Genomic DNA, 14,862 nt, shown 5'->3' with positions numbered 1-14,862 from the left:
CCAGCCTAGAACGAGCCCGCACGAGCCCAGGCCCCGATGACGGTTCGAGTCATCGGGGCCTTCGGTCTGCGGCTTCCTGCTGGCTCGGGTCAGTCGGCGGCGAGCGCCTCGACAGGGGCCACACGGGTGGCGAGTCGGGTCGGCGTGGCCGCGGCGACCAGGGTGAGCACGGCGGTCGCCACGATGATGATCGCGATCGGCAGCCAGGGCACGTGCGGTGCGACGAGCCCCGCCGGTTCGAAGTCCGGGAGCGTGGGCGTGGAGCCGAGCAGCGACTGGGCAGCGATCCATCCGTAGACGATGCCGAGGACGAGACCGGTCAGAGTGGCAGCGACCGTGATGTGCGTCGCCTCGAGCAGCACCATGCGGCGCACCTGTCCGTTGGACAGGCCGATCGATCGCAGCAGACCGAGTTCGCGGCGGCGCTGCACCACCCCGATCGTGAGCAGGTTGACGAGTCCGACGGCCGCGATGACCGCCGACACGGCCACGAGGACCATCATCACGGCGGCGAACGCGTCGAACGGGGTGAAGAACTCCGCGGGGATCTCGCCCTCGACCTGGCCGATCAGCATCTGCTTGACCGACTCGAGCGCGACGGCGAACATCGTGACGAGCGTGACGCCCATGACCACGCCGATCGCCATGCGAGACGACCGCTCGGGGTAGCGCAGCGCGTTCTCGGCGGCGAGCCGCGCGGTGGCGCTCGATCCGAACATCCGCCCCACCAGCCGCAGCACGGGCGGCATGAACAGCACCGAGCCGAGCGCGAGCCCTGTGAACGACAGCAGTCCTCCGAAGAAGGCGACGACGACACCGAGCGGATGCACCAGCCCCACCACCACGCCCGCCGCGAGGAGGATCGCGCCCGACACCAGCAGCACCCAGGCACCGATGTGGCGACCGGCGCGAGAGACCTCTTCGTGGCTGCGCTCGACCGAGCCGCCGATCGCCTGCAGCGGCGTGACCGCGAGGACCCTGCGGGATCCGGCCCAGGCGGCGGCCCACGTGGTCAGGGCGACACCCACGGCAGGCAGCGCGATGAACGGCTGTGCGAGCGAGAAGCCCTCCGGCACGTTCGCGATCAGACCGCTGCCGATCTGCACGCCGATCGCGGCGATCCCCAGTCCCACGAGCAGCCCCAGGCCTGCGCCGATGACGCCGACGACGAATCCCTGCTTCCCCACCTCTGCACGCTGCGACCGAGCGGTCGCGCCGATCAGGCGCATGAGCGCGATCTGACGCGTGCGGCCGGCGATGATCGTCGAGAACGTGTTGGCGGTGACGATCGCCGCGACATACATCGCGACGCCCGTGAGCAGGATCGAAAGCAGACCGACGATGAAGGCGAGGGTCTCGCTGTCTCCGATGAACGGGTCGGCCTGCAGCACTGCGCCCAGGTAGGCGGTGGTCTCGACCAGCACCACTCCGAAGGCGGCAGAGAGAGCGGCGACGAGAATGCTGGCCCCCATGCCGCGGTCGCGCAGCCACCCCAGGCGCGGCCCGGTCGCCGCGGTCTGCGGCACGACCGTGCGGGCCGGTGAGTCGATGACGGCGCTCATGCCGCCACCTCGGCGGCGAGCATGTAGGCCGAGATCTCCTCGGCGCTCTGCCGGGGGTGGTCGGCGACGATGCGTCCGTCACCGAGGAAGAGCACGCGGTCCGCGTGGCTGGCCGCGATCGCGTCGTGGGTCACCATCGCGATCGACTGCCCGTGCTCGCGGCTCGCCGTGGCCAGCAGCTGCAGCACCTCCCGCCCGGTCTTGGAGTCGAGGTTCCCGGTGGGTTCGTCCGCGAAGACGAGATCGGGCGCGGTGGCGAGGGCTCTCGCGATCGCGACGCGCTGCTGCTGCCCTCCCGAGAGCTGATGCGGACGGTGCTGCAGCCGGGAGCCGAGGCCGAGCGTCTCGATCAGTCCGTCGATGCGGGCCTTCTCGATGGCGCTGGGGCGCCGGCCGTCGAGTTCGAACGGCAGCATGATGTTTCCGAGCGCAGTGAGGGTCGGCACCAGATTGAAGGCCTGGAAGATGAAGCCGACGCGGCGGCGGCGCAGGATCGTCAGATCGAGGTCGCCGAGGCCGGTGATCTCGGTGTCTCCGATCCAGGCTCGTCCCCGTGTGGGGGTGTCGAGGCCCGCCATGATGTGCATGAGCGTGGACTTGCCCGAGCCGGACGGGCCCATGATCGCGGTGAACTGACCGCGGCGGATGCCGACGCTGACGTCGTCGAGCGCGCGGACGGTTCCCTCGCCGGCGCCGTAGGTCTTGTCGAGGTGCTGGACGCGGGCCGCGAGCCCGAGGTCGGTGGTCGTGATCTCCATGCTTCGACGCTACGGAGAGCTGACCCGCCGCCGCGTCGCTCTGGCGACGCATCCGCGTACATCGCAAGGATGATCCTGCGACCGGCTGCAGGTCAGGCGAGACCGTGCTCGAACGCGAACACGACGAGCTGCACGCGGTCGCGCAGGGTCAGCTTCGTCAGGATGCGGCTGATGTGCGTCTTCACGGTGGCCTCGCTGAGGTACTCGCGCGCGGCGATCTCGGAGTTCGACAGCCCCCTCGCGGCGAGCGCGAAGATCTCGCGCTCGCGATCGGTCAGCGACGCGAACTGCGGGGGCACCGGTTTCGGGGCTTCGGCGAAGTGCTCGAACAGCTCGCGGGTGGCGGATGCCGCGATCACGCTCGAACCGGAGTGGACCGTCCGGATCGCGGCGAGCAGGAACTCGGGGTCCGCGTCCTTCAGCAGGAAGCCGCTGGCTCCCTGACGGATCGCGCGGGCCGCCGCCTCATCGAGGTCGAAGGTCGTCAGCATCACGATCTTCGGCGGGTCGGGGTGCCCGAGGATCTCGGCGGTCGCGGTGAGACCGTCCATCACCGGCATCCTGATGTCCATCAGCACGACGTCCGGTCGGGTCGCGCGGACAAGTTCGATGGCCTCGCGCCCGTCTCCGGCTTCACCGACCACATCGATGTCGGACTGCGATGCGAGCAGCATGCGGATGCCGGCGCGGAAGAGCGACTGATCGTCGACGAGGACGACTCTGATCATGCGGCTTCTCCGATCGGGAGCGAGGCGTGGACGACGAACTGCACGCCCTGGCGCTCCGCCTGAAGGCTACCGCCGACCAGCTGGGCGCGTTCGCGCATGCCGATCACTCCGTGCCCGCCGCTCCCCTGCGTCTGATCGCGGCCGACGGTGTTGCGCACCTGGATGTCGACCCGGTCGGGGAGCCAGGCGAGGTGCACGTCGACCGCGCCGTCGCCATGCCGGATGGCGTTGGTGAGCGCCTCCTGCAGGATCCGGTACACCGCGAGCTGGATCGCTCCGGGCGGTTCTCCGGGAGGTGTGGGATCGACCGTGATGCGCGGTTCGATTCCGGCCTGGCGCACCTGCGCGAACAGCGCCTCGAGGTCGGCCAGCGTCGGCTGGGGGCCGTCTCCCTGACGGTGCCGCAGCTGCGTGAGCAGCAGTCGCACGTCGCTCAGCGCCCCTCGTGCCGTCTGGGCGATGGTGCCCAGCGCCTCGGTGGCCATCTCGGGCTTGGCTGCCGCCGCGTATCGAGCTCCGTCGGCCTGCGCGATCACGACGGCGAGGGAGTGCGCCACGATGTCGTGCATGTCGCGGGCGATGCGCACGCGCTCCTGCTCCTCTGCCGCGAGCGACTCCGCCTGCAGCTGCGCCGACCTGGTGCGCCGTGCGCGCAGGACGACGCGCCAGAGCAGACCGCACACCCACGCGAATCCGAGCGCGAGCACCGAGACCACGAGCAGCAGCGTGCCGGTGGTCAGCTGATCCCACCCGCTCGCGCCGGAGGCGACCCCGGTGACCACGACCAGGTACACCGATGCCACGAATGCGCCGAACAGCGCCGAGCCGAAGCCCCACCACAGAACCACGCGCGAGCCCCAGGCGGCGGTCGCATAGAGCACCATCAGGATCCCCAGGTCGATGGGGAGCGGGCCGAGGCTCGCCGACATCTGCACGATCGCGCCGGCCCAGGCGGCGACGAGAGCGAGCGCCGGGGCGAGTCTGCCGACCGCGACGCCGCCGCACATCAGCAGACCCGCGACGATGACTGCGGCGGCGCCAGCACCGTCGACACCCACCCCACTCGCCCCCGGCCCGTAGAAGGCGACGGAGAACGGGGTGAGGACGATGAAGAGCAGCGCCGCCCCGACGATGTCGAGAACGAGCGCCGTGCGGGAGAGCGGGCGGATCACTCCCCCCACGCTACGCGGCACGGCAACCGCCCCGCATCCGCCTGCAGATGTATCCGCCGCGTGGGTCAGGCGCGCGCGACGATCTCTCCGTGCGGCACGAGATACCAGCCGTCGCCGTCGTCGGCCCAGCGCTTCCAGGCGTCGCTGATCGCCCGCAGGTCCGCGGAGGTCGCCATATCGCCGTCGACCAGCTGCCTGGCGAGCGCGGACTCGAGGATGCGGTCGGCCCACATGCCGCCCCACCAGGCGCGATCCTCCGGCGTCGCATAGGTCCAGGTGGAGGAGGTCGCAGTCACGTCCTCGAACCCGGCTGCCCGCGCCCAGGCGAGCAGGCGGCGGCCCGCGTCGGGTTCGCCGCCGTTCGCCCGAGCGGCCCGTCGGTACAGGTCGAGCCAGCGGTCGAGCTCGGGGAGCATCGGGAACCAGATGAACCCCCCGTAGTCGGCGTCGCGCACGGCGACCACTCCGCCGGGCACCGTGACCCGACGCATCTCACGGAGCGCCTGCACCGGATCCCCGACGTGCTGCAGCACCTGGTGCGCGTGGACGACGTCGAAGCTGTCGTCGGCGAAGCTCAGCGAGTGCACGTCCTCGACGGAGAAGTCGAGGTTCGTGAGCCCTCTGCTCGCCGCGAGGTCGCGTGAAAGCGACAGCGCGTTCTCATCGATCTCGGTCGCCGTGACGTGGCCGACCACGCCGGCGAAGTCGACCGTGATGCTGCCGGGGCCGGCTCCGACGTCGAGAAGTCTCGTGCCGGCCGTGAGGTGCGGGCGCAGGTACTCCGCCGAGTTCGCGATGGTGCGGCTGCTGTGCGAGCGGAGGACGGTCTCGTGATGTCCGTGCGTGTAGGTGGCCATGCCCCACTCTGGCAGGAGAGTTCCCGCCCCGGCGAATCGAGTGTCAGTGCAGCTCGGCGACGGCGCGCCTGATGGCCTCGCGGTCGGGTTTACCCGAAGAGAGCACGTCGAGCTCGTCGACCAGGATCAGCCGCGCGGGCCTGGCGTGCTTGCCGAGCTCCTGTGCGACCACATCCCGGGCATGCGCGAGCTGCTCGGACTCGCTGCGCCGCAGCACCTCGCCACGAGGGGCGACGATCACCGAGGCCTCGCCCCATCGCTCGTCCTCGACGCCCACCACGACCGCACCGGTGAGCCCTGGAACGCGACGCACCAGCCGCTCGACGCGGTCGAGGGAGATGTTGAGGCCACCGGAGACGATCACGTTGTCGGCTCGACCGTGCACCCGCACCACGCCGTCGTCGAGGAGTCCGAGATCGCCCGTGTGGTACCAGCGGATGCCGTGCTCGTCACGCGAGAAGTTCTTCGCCGTCAGCTCACCGTCCCCGAGATACCCCTCGGCGAGCATCGGACCGGCGATGCGCAGTTCGCCGTCGACCGTCCGCACGCCGACGGTGTCGAGCGGGATGCCGTCGTACACGCAACCTCCACTCGTCTCCGTGGAACCGTAGGTGCGCACCAGCCGGACTCCGAGGTCGGAAGCGCGGTCGCGCAGCGGTTCGGGCAGGGCCTGGCCGCCGACGAGGATCGCGCGGTACGCCTGCAGCGCGGCCCGGACGGGCGCCTCATCTGCCGCGTCGAGCAGCGTGGAGAGCTGTGCGGGAACGAGCGACGTGTAGAGGTCGGGTATCGACCCGGATGCCCCCGACGACGGTCGGAGCATCGACAGCGTCGACTCGGCGAAGGATGCGGGCGAGAAGCGACCGCTCAGAGCGACCGGATGCGTGCCGGCGACCAGCGATCGCACGATGACCTGGAGCCCCGCGACGTAGCCCGCGGGGAGGGCGAGCAGCCAACGGCCCGCACCGATCCGCGCCGCCGTGGCATCAGCGCTCGCGCGCAGCGCCTCACCGCTCAGGGCGACCCGTTTGGGGATGCCGCTCGATCCCGATGTCGCGATCACGACCGCAGTGCCCTCGGACACCCAGCTCGGGGCGTCTCCGAGCATGCCGAATCCGAGGGCCGGACCTCCGTCGAGTGCACGCGCGAGTGCATCACGGAGCTCGGCCGGATCCTCGGCATCCGTCGATCTCAACGCGACCATGTGATCCTCGCTCTGCTCCGTCGTTCCAGGATCAGTAGTGCCAGGGGAACGAGGTCCAGTCCGGATCCCGCTTCTCGAGGAACGAGTCCCGTCCCTCGACGGCCTCGTCGGTGCCATAGGCGAGGCGCGTGGCCTCTCCCGCGAACACCTGCTGACCCACGAGCCCGTCATCGACGGCGTTGAACGCGAACTTCAGCATCCGGATCGCGGTCGGCGACTTGGTGAGCACGGTGCGCGCCATCTTCAACGCTTCGCGCTCGAGTTCCGCATGCGGCACGACGCGGTTCACGGCACCGGCCTCGTAGGCGCGCTGCGCCGAGTACTCCTCGGCGAGGAAGAACACCTCTCGAGCGAACTTCTGCCCCGTCTGCCGCGCCATGTACGCCGAGCCGTATCCGGCGTCGAAGCTGCCCACATCGGCATCGGTCTGCTTGAACCGCGCCTCTTCCGCCGAGGCGATCGTGAGGTCGCACACGACATGCAGCGAGTGCCCTCCGCCGGCGGCCCAACCGGGGACCACTGCGATGACGACCTTCGGCATGAAGCGGATGAGCCGCTGCACCTCGAGGATGTGCAGGCGCCCGGCTCGCGCGGGGTCGTGCACGGTCGTCTCGTCATCCGAGTATTTGTAGCCGTCACGGCCCCGGATGCGCTGATCGCCGCCGGAGCAGAACGCCCAGCCGCCGTCCTTCGGACTCGGGCCGTTACCGGTGAGCAGCACCGCACCGATGCGCGGGTTCTGCCGAGCATCGTCGAGTGCGCGATACAGCTCGTCGACCGTGTGCGGGCGGAAGGCGTTGCGCACCTCCGGGCGGTTGAATGCGATGCGCGCGACTCCGCCATCCGCGCTCACATGGGCAGTGATGTCGGTGTAGTCCTCGGCACCGGGCGCGAGCACCCATTCGTCCGGGTCGAACAGGTCTGAGACGAATGCGCTGGTCACAGCATCCAGCCTATTCCCGACGAGGTTGCAGACGCAGACGGCGCCCCCGCGAGAGCAAGTACCGTGGGCGCATGACCATCGAGATCTCGCGCATCGATCCGTTCGATCCCGTCGACGTCGACGCGTGGTGGGATGCATACGCGGCCGCGGAGCGTGCCGACCGCGGCGCGGACGCCGTCGTGTGGTCGCTCGCGGAGAGCCGCAGCGAGCTGCAACAGGAATCCGCCGTCATCGATCGACGGGCGTACCTGCTGCGCGACGGCGACGAGGTGGTCGGCTCCGCGAGTCTGGCTCTGCCCCTCAAGGACAACACGCACGTCGCGCACCTGGCGATCAGTGTGCCTCCGCGCCACCGACGGCGCGGCGTCGGATCGGCGACGCTGGCGTTCCTCGAAGGCGAAGCCGTGGCATCCGGCCGGACCACCGCGCACGGTTCGACGTCCTGGCCCTATGAACGCGGATCGGAGGGAGCCGGTTCCCCGGGGCGCGAGTTCGCCCGCGCGCACGGATACGAGCTCGCACTCGGCGACGTGCAGAGCAGACTCGATCTGCCCGTCGATCCTGCGCTGCTCGATCGAGTCGAGACCGACATCGCCGGCTCGATCGAAGCCTATGAAATCCGCAGCTGGGTCGGCCGGATCCCCGACGACGTCGTGGAACGCTGGACGATCCTCGACGCGACGCTCGAGACCGAGGCACCGACCGGCGACCTCGACATCGAGCCGCAGAAGCCCGATGTCGACAGCATCCGCGAGAGCGAGGAACTGATCGACCGACAGCGTCGCCTCTCGTTCGGAACCATCGCCCTCGCTCCGGATGACGATGCGGCCGCATATTCCCAGCTGGTCGTCTCCACCGATGACGGCAACGCGTACCAGTGGGGAACTCTCGTGCGCGCGGTCGATCGCGGACATCGTCTCGGCCTCGCCGTGAAGGTCGCCAATCTGCGGATGCTGCACCGCGAGGCACCTCACGCGAAAGCGATCTACACCTACAACGCCGAGTCGAACGCGCACATGCTCGCCGTCAACACGCTGCTGGGCTTTCGGCCGAGCGAGCGACTCGGCGAACTGCAGAAGCGCCTGACCTGACTCACCGGCTTCGGCACGGCGGATGCGATCCGCGCGTGGTCACGGAGCAGAATGAGCACATGCTCCCACCGCTCGCAGACCTGCTCAGCTCGGCCCGGATCGTCGCGCTGCCGATGCACACCCGATTCCGGGGTGTCGACACCAGAGAGGCCCTGCTCTTCGAAGGGTCGCAGGGGTGGGCGGAGTTCTCGCCGTTCCTCGAGTACGAGGACGCGGAGGCCGCGACCTGGCTCGCGGCCGCGATCGACTTCGCCTGGAAGCCGCAACCCGAGCCACTGCGCGAACGGATCGGGGTCAACGCCACGATCCCTGCGATCGACGCCTCACAGGTGGCGGAGGTACTGGCACGATTCGCTGGCTGCCGCACCGCCAAGGTCAAGGTGGCCGAGCCCGGACAGACGCTCGCCGACGACATCGCACGTGTACGAGCCGTGCGCGAGGCCATGGGTCCCGAGGGACGCATCCGTGTCGACGCCAACGGTCTGTGGAACGTCGACGAGGCCGAGCACGCGGTGCATGCCCTCAACGAGTTCGATCTGGAGTACGTCGAGCAGCCGTGCGCCTCGGTGCCGGAGCTCGCCGAGCTGCGCACCCGCGTGAAGTACATGGGCATCCCTGTCGCCGCCGACGAGAGCATCCGCAAGTCGTCCGATCCGCTCGCGGTCGCTCGCGAGAAGGCGGCCGACCTGCTGGTGATCAAGGCCCAGCCGCTCGGCGGCATCACGCACGCGCTGCAGATCATCACAGCCGCAGGCCTGCCGGTCGTCGTCTCCAGCGCACTCGACACCGCGGTCGGTCTCTCTCAGGGTGCGGCTCTCGCTGCGGCACTCCCGACCCTCGACTACGACTGCGGGCTCGGCACCGCGTCGCTCTTCCTCGACGACGTCGCCGACCTCCGTCCGGTCGACGGCTCGATCCCGGCAGCACGCGTCACCCCGGATGCGGCGGCGCTCACCCGCCTCGCAGCGACAGACGACCGTCGCGACTGGTGGCTCGACCGCCTCGCGCGGTGCTACGCGGTGCTCGACGCGCGCTGATCGACCTCACCCGCGCGCCGGGAGCACGCACCGGGTCATTCGGCGAGCAGCAGCTGCACGAGCCTTCCGAGCTCCTCGCTGCCCGAGTGGCGCAACTGGTCGGAGTCCTGGCCGGCCATCGCCCCGCGAACGGTCATGCCCTCCCAGATGATCATGAGCATGCGCGCCGCTTCGTCGGCCGGGATCTTCAGCTCGAGTGAGCTCACCGAGACGATGTCGGTGATGATGACGGCGATGCTCGAGACCATCTCGCGCTCTTGCACGAGATAGGCGGCACCGAACTGCGCGTCCCGCAGCGCACGGATGCGGATCTCGCTCATGAGCATCACGCCGAGGCGGTCGTCGCCTCCTGCATCCATGATCTGCTGCACCAGTTCGACCGGATCGCACCCTTCGGAGAGGCCGCCGTCCTCGGCGATCTCCTCGACACGGGCGCGCACCGCGCTGACGCGCTGCTCGGCGACGCTTCCGGCGAGCATCAGGAACAGCTCGTCCTTCGACTCGAAGTTCGAGTAGAACGCGCCGCGCGTGAATCCGGCGCGATCGCAGACCGCTTCGACGGATGCACCGTCGAGGCCGACCTCGGCGAAGACCTGCGCGGCGGCATCCAGAAGCCTGGCTCGCGTGTTCTCGCGACTACGGGTGGCGGGTGTCGTCATCGAATCCTCCTGCCTCTCATTCTCACACCCCGTACACAGACTCCGGGGCTCGGATCACCTTACGATACATCTATGTATCGGATACACCTGTGTATCCAACCCGGATTCCCTGAGGTGCTTCGTGTCCACACTCCTGTCCTCGCTCGGTCGCTGGTCCTACCGGCATCCCTGGCGTGTCCTCGTCTCCTGGCTCCTCGCGCTCGGCATCGCCGGTGCGGGTGCACTCGTTCTCGGAGCGGGCACCGACAACTCCTTCTCGATCCCCGGAACCGAGTCGCAGGCGGGCCTCGAGCAGCTCAACCGCTCGTTCCCGGCAGTGAGTGGAACCAGCGCGCAGATCATCGTGGTGGCGGCCGACGGCGACCCGATCACCGACGACCCGTATCGGGATGACATCGAGAATGCCGTTGCCGAGCTCGCGGATCTCGACGACTCCGTACTGTCGGCCACCTCCCCGTTCGACGAGATGGTCAGCGGCATGATCAACGACGACGAGACCGCCGGGATCATCCGCCTGCAGTTCGACGGCCAGGCGAGCGATGTCTCGGACGAGACGCAGGACGACCTCCGAGCCGTCGTCGCCGACCTCGCAGACGGGCTCCCGGCCGGCTCCCAGACCGCGCTCGGCGGCGACCTCTTCGCGACGTCCATCCCCGGCGTGACCCTCACCGAGGCCGTCGGGCTCCTGATCGCCCTGCTGGTGCTGATCGTGACCTTCCGCTCGTTCGTCGTCGCGGGGCTCCCGCTCCTCACCGCCATCCTGGGCGTGGGCATCTCGATGGCCGGCATCTTCGCCGCCACCGCCTTCGCCACGGTCTCATCGACCACTCCCCTGCTCGCCCTCATGCTCGGACTCGCGGTCGGGATCGACTATGCGCTGTTCATCATGGCGAGGCACCAGGATCAGGTCCGCGAAGGCGTGGATCCCGAGGAATCGACGGCCCGTGCGGTGGGAACCGCAGGCTCCGCCGTGGTCTTCGCGGGCGTCACGGTGCTGATCGCGCTGATCGGACTCGGCTTCGCCGGCATCCCCTTCCTCACGACGATGGGCATCGCCGCATCCGCCGCCGTCGCCGTCGCCGTGGCGATCGCCGTGACGCTCACCCCCGCACTGCTCGGCTTCATGAAGGGCCGCGTCGCGGGGCGCCCGCGCACGGCGCCGAAGGCGAAGGAGGGCAAGCCCGCTCCTGCGCCGCGTCGCCGGTTCAGCGAGCGGTGGGTGACCGGGGTGACCACGCGTCCGATCCTCGTGTCGCTGGCCGTGGTGATCGGCCTCGGCATCGTCGCGGTGCCGGCACTGAGCCTGAACCTCGCCCTGCCCAACGCCGGAGTGCTCCCGAAGGATTCCGAAGCCCGGCAGAGCTACGACCTCGTCGGCGAGGAGTTCGGCCCCGGATTCAACGGGCCCCTGATCCTCACCGGCACCATCGTCACCTCCACGGATCCGCTGACCCTGATGGACGACCTCGGCGACGCGGTCGCGAAGATCGACGGGGTCAAGGAGGTCGCCCTCTCGACCCCGAACGAGACCGCCGACACCGGCATCGTGCAGATCATCCCCGAGACGGCCGCCGACGACCCGGCGACCGCGGATCTCGTGCGCGAACTCCGCTCCCATCACGACGAATGGCTCGACGAGTTCGGCATCGATCTCAAGGTCACCGGGTTCACTGCAGTGGGCATCGACATCTCCGACCAGCTCGGCAACGCTCTGCTGCCGTTCGGCATCTTCGTGATCGGTCTCTCGCTGATCCTGCTGACGATCGTGTTCCGCTCGCTCTGGGTGCCGATCACGGCCGCCGCCGGCTACCTGCTCTCGATCGTCGCCGGGTTCGGCGTCGTGGGTGCGGTGTTCGAGTGGGGCTGGTTCGCCGACGCCCTGCACGTGGCGAAGGTCGGCCCCATCATCAGCTTCATGCCGATCATCCTCATGGGCGTGCTGTTCGGACTCGCGATGGACTACCAGGTCTTCCTCGTCTCGCGGATGCGCGAGGACTTCGTGCACGACCCCGAGGGCAGGAGCCCGGATCGGGCGACCCGTCGTGCCGCCGCGCTGCGTGCCGTGCGCACCGGCTTCACGGGCTCGGCCAAGGTCGTCACCGCGGCGGGGCTGATCATGTTTGCCGTGTTCGTGGCCTTCGTCCCCGAGGGCGACTCGTCGCTCAAGCCGATCGCGCTGGGTCTCGCCGCGGGTATCGCGATCGATGCGTTCCTCGTGCGGATGACGCTGATCCCCGCACTCATGGCGATCCTCGGCGAGCGCGCATGGGAGATCCCCGCATGGCTCGAGAGGATCCTCCCGAGCGTCGACATCGAGGGCGAGGCGGTCGAGCGCGAACGGCATCTGGCCGCATGGCCGGGAGACGGGTCGGTCGTAGCCGCCGATGACCTCGTGCTCGCGGATGCCGGCATCGACGGGCTCCACCTCCGGCTCGCTCCCGGCGCCGCCGCCGTGCTCACCGGTTCCTCGACCGGCGCGCTCCGCGCCCTGTCGCTGGCGGTCGCCGGCCGCGTGACTCCCGACGACGGGCGCCTCCGAGTCGCGGGGCACCTGCTCCCCGGGCGGGCCGCCTGGGTGCGCTCGCACGTCGGCGCGGTGATGGCCGCGGACAGCGGAGATCTGTCGGCAGACCTGTCCGAGGCGCTGCGCGGACGTCCCGCTCTCGTGATGATCGACGGCGTCGATCGGCTCTCCCGCCCCGAGCGCGACCAGCTCGCTGCCCGACTCCGCGACGCCCGCAGTTCGACGGCGGTGCTGCTCACCGCACTCGCCCCCGAGATCGCCCTCGACGTGCTCACGGATGCCGGGCGCAGCCCCGCCGACGTGATCGACATCGATGCACCCACCGCACTCTCGCCCGCATCTCGCGGCGCGGACGAATCCTCCGAATCGACCGAGGTGAACGCATGACCCTCCCCATCGAGCGCGCCCGTTCGCGCAAACCCATCACCTGGCTGACCGTCCTCGGCATCCTTCTGTTGCCGGCTGCAGTCGGCGGCATCCTCGTCGCCGCACTGCAGAATCCGACCGAGCGCCTGGACTCGATGACGGCGGCGATCGTCAACCTCGACGAACCGGTCGAGATCGACGGGCAGCTCACGCCCCTCGGTCGCCAGCTCGCGTCGGGGCTCGTCGAGGGTTCCGACGAACTGGACTCGAACCTCACCTGGGTGATCTCGAACGAGGATGACGCGGCCGAGGGGCTCGCGGACGGCTCGTACCAGGCGGTCATCACGATCCCCGAGGAGTTCTCCGCAGCCGCGACCTCCGCCGGCCAGGCGATCTCGGACGGCGGCGGCGAAGCTGAGCAGGCCACGATCCAGGTCACGACGCCCGACGACGGCCTGGTCGCTGACGACCTGATCACCAGCCAGATCGCGAACGTCGCGGCCTCGAGCATGGGCACGCTGCTGTCCGAGGCGACGACCGAGAACATCCTCGTCGGCTTCACCACGATCGGCGACCAGATCGGCGAGGCCGCAGACGGTGCCGTGAAACTCGCCAGCGGCGCGCGGGATGCCGCAACCGGTGCCGCGGCGATCCCCGGCGGTGCCACGCAATTGGCGTCAGGAGCTGCCGAGCTGGGCACAGGCGCGTCATCGCTCGCATCCGGTCTCGACACGCTCGCCTCGAAGACGCGCGAGGCCGCGGGCGGAGCCACGACTCTCGGCCAGGGACTCACCTCGGGCGCCGCCGAGTTGCAGAGCCGCGCGGCCGGCGCGCAACGGGTCGCAACCGGTTCCGCAGGCGTCGCCGCGGGCCTGAACAGGCTCTCGAGCGAGTGCGTGGCGAGTGGGGCGGCTCAGGCGTACTGCGACCAGATCGCCGCGCTGTCGGCCGGCGCGACGGAGACGGACGCCGGAGTACAGCAGCTCGCGGCTCTGCCGTCCACCATCGCCACCCAGATGGGCCAGGCCGGAGCCGGCGCGACCACCCTCGCCGACGGCCTGAACCAGCTCGCAACCCAGGGACTCGACGAGTCCGCCGCCGGTGCACGCGCGCTGTCGAGCGGAGCGGGTCAGCTCTCCAGCGGAGCGACCGAGCTCGCGACCGGCGCCACGGAGCTCTCGACCGGACTCGACACCCTCGCGACCGGCACCGGTGACCTCGCCGGCGGCCTGCGCACGGCGGCCGACTCACTCCCCTCGTTCAGCGACTCGGAGTCGACCTCGATCGCGTCCGTGATCGCCGACCCGGTCGCGTCGAAGGGCGCCGACGGAGCGACGATCTTCGGGCCCACCGCCATCCCGCTGCTCGCCGCGGTCGTGCTGTGGTTCGGCGCTCTCGCCTCGTTCATGGTCCTGCGCGCCTACACCGCCCGCACCCTGACGTCTCGTCGGTCGTCGGCCGGACTCGCTCTGCGCGCCTTCGCACCCGCCGCCGCGATCGGTGCGGCCCAGGGTCTGCTGGTGTCGCTGATCGTGCAGATCGTGGCGAGCTACGACGCCGGCACCTGGTGGGCGTTCGCCGGCATCGCCGTGCTGGCGGGCATCGTGTTCGCCGCCGTCAACCAGGCGCTGGTGGCGGTGTTCGGCGGTATCGGCCGCTGGATCAGCGCTCTCGTCGGCGTCCTCGCCATCGCGACGGGTCTGATCTCGACGGTGCCCGGATGGCTCGCCGACCTCGGCGCGGCTCTCCCGACCGCCCCCGCGTTCACCGGCCTCATCGCCGCGAACGGAGGCGCCGCCGCAGGGCTCGTCGTGTGGGGTGTGCTGTCGCTCATCGCGACCACCGTCGTTGTGGCGCTGCGGCGCACAACCTCGGCCAAGGCGGCACTCGCGACCGCATGAACGTCCGTTCCCACCGTCCCTCCGGCCACAGTTTCGGACCTCAGCCCGAGCACGGTTTCG

12 protein-coding genes are annotated in these 14,862 nt (G+C 69.9%); 4 read left to right on the top strand and 8 right to left on the bottom strand.

Annotation, left to right across the window (positions count from 1 at the left end):
• Nucleotides 1-89 precede the first annotated feature (89 nt).
• The 7 genes from MRBLWH13_RS01795 to MRBLWH13_RS01765 all read right to left on the bottom strand — a co-directional run bounded on the left by MRBLWH13_RS01795 (nt 90) and on the right by MRBLWH13_RS01765 (nt 7,224).
• Nucleotides 90-1,562 (bottom strand): FtsX-like permease family protein, encoded by a 1,473-nt coding sequence (locus MRBLWH13_RS01795; RefSeq protein ID WP_341956635.1) that lies wholly within the window; start codon nt 1,560-1,562, stop codon nt 90-92.
• Nucleotides 1,559-2,320, bottom strand: coding sequence for an ABC transporter ATP-binding protein (locus MRBLWH13_RS01790; RefSeq protein ID WP_341956634.1), 762 nt, complete (start codon nt 2,318-2,320; stop codon nt 1,559-1,561). The genes MRBLWH13_RS01795 and MRBLWH13_RS01790 overlap by 4 nt, the downstream gene beginning before the upstream one ends.
• A 92-nt stretch (nt 2,321-2,412) precedes the next feature.
• A complete protein-coding gene (locus MRBLWH13_RS01785; RefSeq protein ID WP_341956633.1) occupies nt 2,413-3,048 on the bottom strand; it encodes a response regulator transcription factor in 636 nt (211 codons plus the stop codon).
• Nucleotides 3,045-4,220: a histidine kinase gene (locus MRBLWH13_RS01780; protein WP_341956632.1), complete on the bottom strand. Its 1,176-nt coding sequence runs from the start codon at nt 4,218-4,220 to the stop codon at nt 3,045-3,047. The genes MRBLWH13_RS01785 and MRBLWH13_RS01780 overlap by 4 nt, the downstream gene beginning before the upstream one ends.
• 65 nt (nt 4,221-4,285) lie before the next feature.
• Entirely contained in the window at nt 4,286-5,077 is a 792-nt protein-coding gene (locus MRBLWH13_RS01775) for a methyltransferase domain-containing protein (protein WP_341956631.1), read from the bottom strand.
• Between the two features lie 43 nt (nt 5,078-5,120).
• Complete coding sequence (locus MRBLWH13_RS01770; protein ID WP_341956630.1) at nt 5,121-6,281, bottom strand: AMP-binding protein; 1,161 nt, start codon at nt 6,279-6,281, stop codon at nt 5,121-5,123.
• 31 nt (nt 6,282-6,312) lie between these two features.
• Entirely contained in the window at nt 6,313-7,224 is a 912-nt protein-coding gene (locus tag MRBLWH13_RS01765; RefSeq protein WP_341956629.1) for a 1,4-dihydroxy-2-naphthoyl-CoA synthase, read from the bottom strand.
• A gap of 71 nt (nt 7,225-7,295) precedes the next feature.
• Here MRBLWH13_RS01765 and MRBLWH13_RS01760 point away from each other — a divergent pair, with 71 nt between their 5' ends.
• Complete coding sequence (locus MRBLWH13_RS01760; protein WP_341956628.1) at nt 7,296-8,315, top strand: GNAT family N-acetyltransferase; 1,020 nt, start codon at nt 7,296-7,298, stop codon at nt 8,313-8,315.
• Nucleotides 8,316-8,374: 59 nt separating this feature from the next.
• Entirely contained in the window at nt 8,375-9,352 is a 978-nt protein-coding gene (locus tag MRBLWH13_RS01755; protein ID WP_341956627.1) for an o-succinylbenzoate synthase, read from the top strand.
• Between the two features lie 35 nt (nt 9,353-9,387).
• On the opposite strand, the gene MRBLWH13_RS01750 is transcribed toward MRBLWH13_RS01755, so the two are convergent.
• Nucleotides 9,388-10,011 (bottom strand): helix-turn-helix domain-containing protein, encoded by a 624-nt coding sequence (locus MRBLWH13_RS01750; RefSeq protein ID WP_341956626.1) that lies wholly within the window; start codon nt 10,009-10,011, stop codon nt 9,388-9,390.
• 121 nt (nt 10,012-10,132) lie between these two features.
• On the opposite strand from MRBLWH13_RS01750, the gene MRBLWH13_RS01745 reads away from it, so the two are divergent.
• Nucleotides 10,133-12,922, top strand: coding sequence for an efflux RND transporter permease subunit (locus MRBLWH13_RS01745; protein WP_341956625.1), 2,790 nt, complete (start codon nt 10,133-10,135; stop codon nt 12,920-12,922).
• Nucleotides 12,919-14,802 (top strand): YhgE/Pip family protein, encoded by a 1,884-nt coding sequence (locus MRBLWH13_RS01740; RefSeq protein WP_341956624.1) that lies wholly within the window; start codon nt 12,919-12,921, stop codon nt 14,800-14,802. Before MRBLWH13_RS01745 ends, MRBLWH13_RS01740 begins: the two co-directional genes overlap by 4 nt.
• Nucleotides 14,803-14,862: the final 60 nt, after the last annotated feature.

This window comes from Microbacterium sp. LWH13-1.2 (genome assembly GCF_038397735.1).
Classification (GTDB): domain Bacteria; phylum Actinomycetota; class Actinomycetes; order Actinomycetales; family Microbacteriaceae; genus Microbacterium.
This window is presented reverse-complemented; position numbering and strand designations above follow the sequence as displayed.

Coding starts and splice junctions, on each gene's coding strand:
- MRBLWH13_RS01760 (WP_341956628.1), top strand. CDS start 7,296: ATGACCATCGAGATCTCGCGCATCGATCCGTTCGATCCCGTCGACGTC.
- MRBLWH13_RS01755 (WP_341956627.1), top strand. CDS start 8,375: ATGCTCCCACCGCTCGCAGACCTGCTCAGCTCGGCCCGGATCGTCGCG.
- MRBLWH13_RS01740 (WP_341956624.1), top strand. CDS start 12,919: ATGACCCTCCCCATCGAGCGCGCCCGTTCGCGCAAACCCATCACCTGG.
- MRBLWH13_RS01770 (WP_341956630.1), bottom strand. CDS start 6,281: ATGGTCGCGTTGAGATCGACGGATGCCGAGGATCCGGCCGAGCTCCGT.
- MRBLWH13_RS01775 (WP_341956631.1), bottom strand. CDS start 5,077: ATGGCCACCTACACGCACGGACATCACGAGACCGTCCTCCGCTCGCAC.
- MRBLWH13_RS01785 (WP_341956633.1), bottom strand. CDS start 3,048: ATGATCAGAGTCGTCCTCGTCGACGATCAGTCGCTCTTCCGCGCCGGC.
- MRBLWH13_RS01790 (WP_341956634.1), bottom strand. CDS start 2,320: ATGGAGATCACGACCACCGACCTCGGGCTCGCGGCCCGCGTCCAGCAC.
- MRBLWH13_RS01795 (WP_341956635.1), bottom strand. CDS start 1,562: ATGAGCGCCGTCATCGACTCACCGGCCCGCACGGTCGTGCCGCAGACC.
- MRBLWH13_RS01750 (WP_341956626.1), bottom strand. CDS start 10,011: ATGACGACACCCGCCACCCGTAGTCGCGAGAACACGCGAGCCAGGCTT.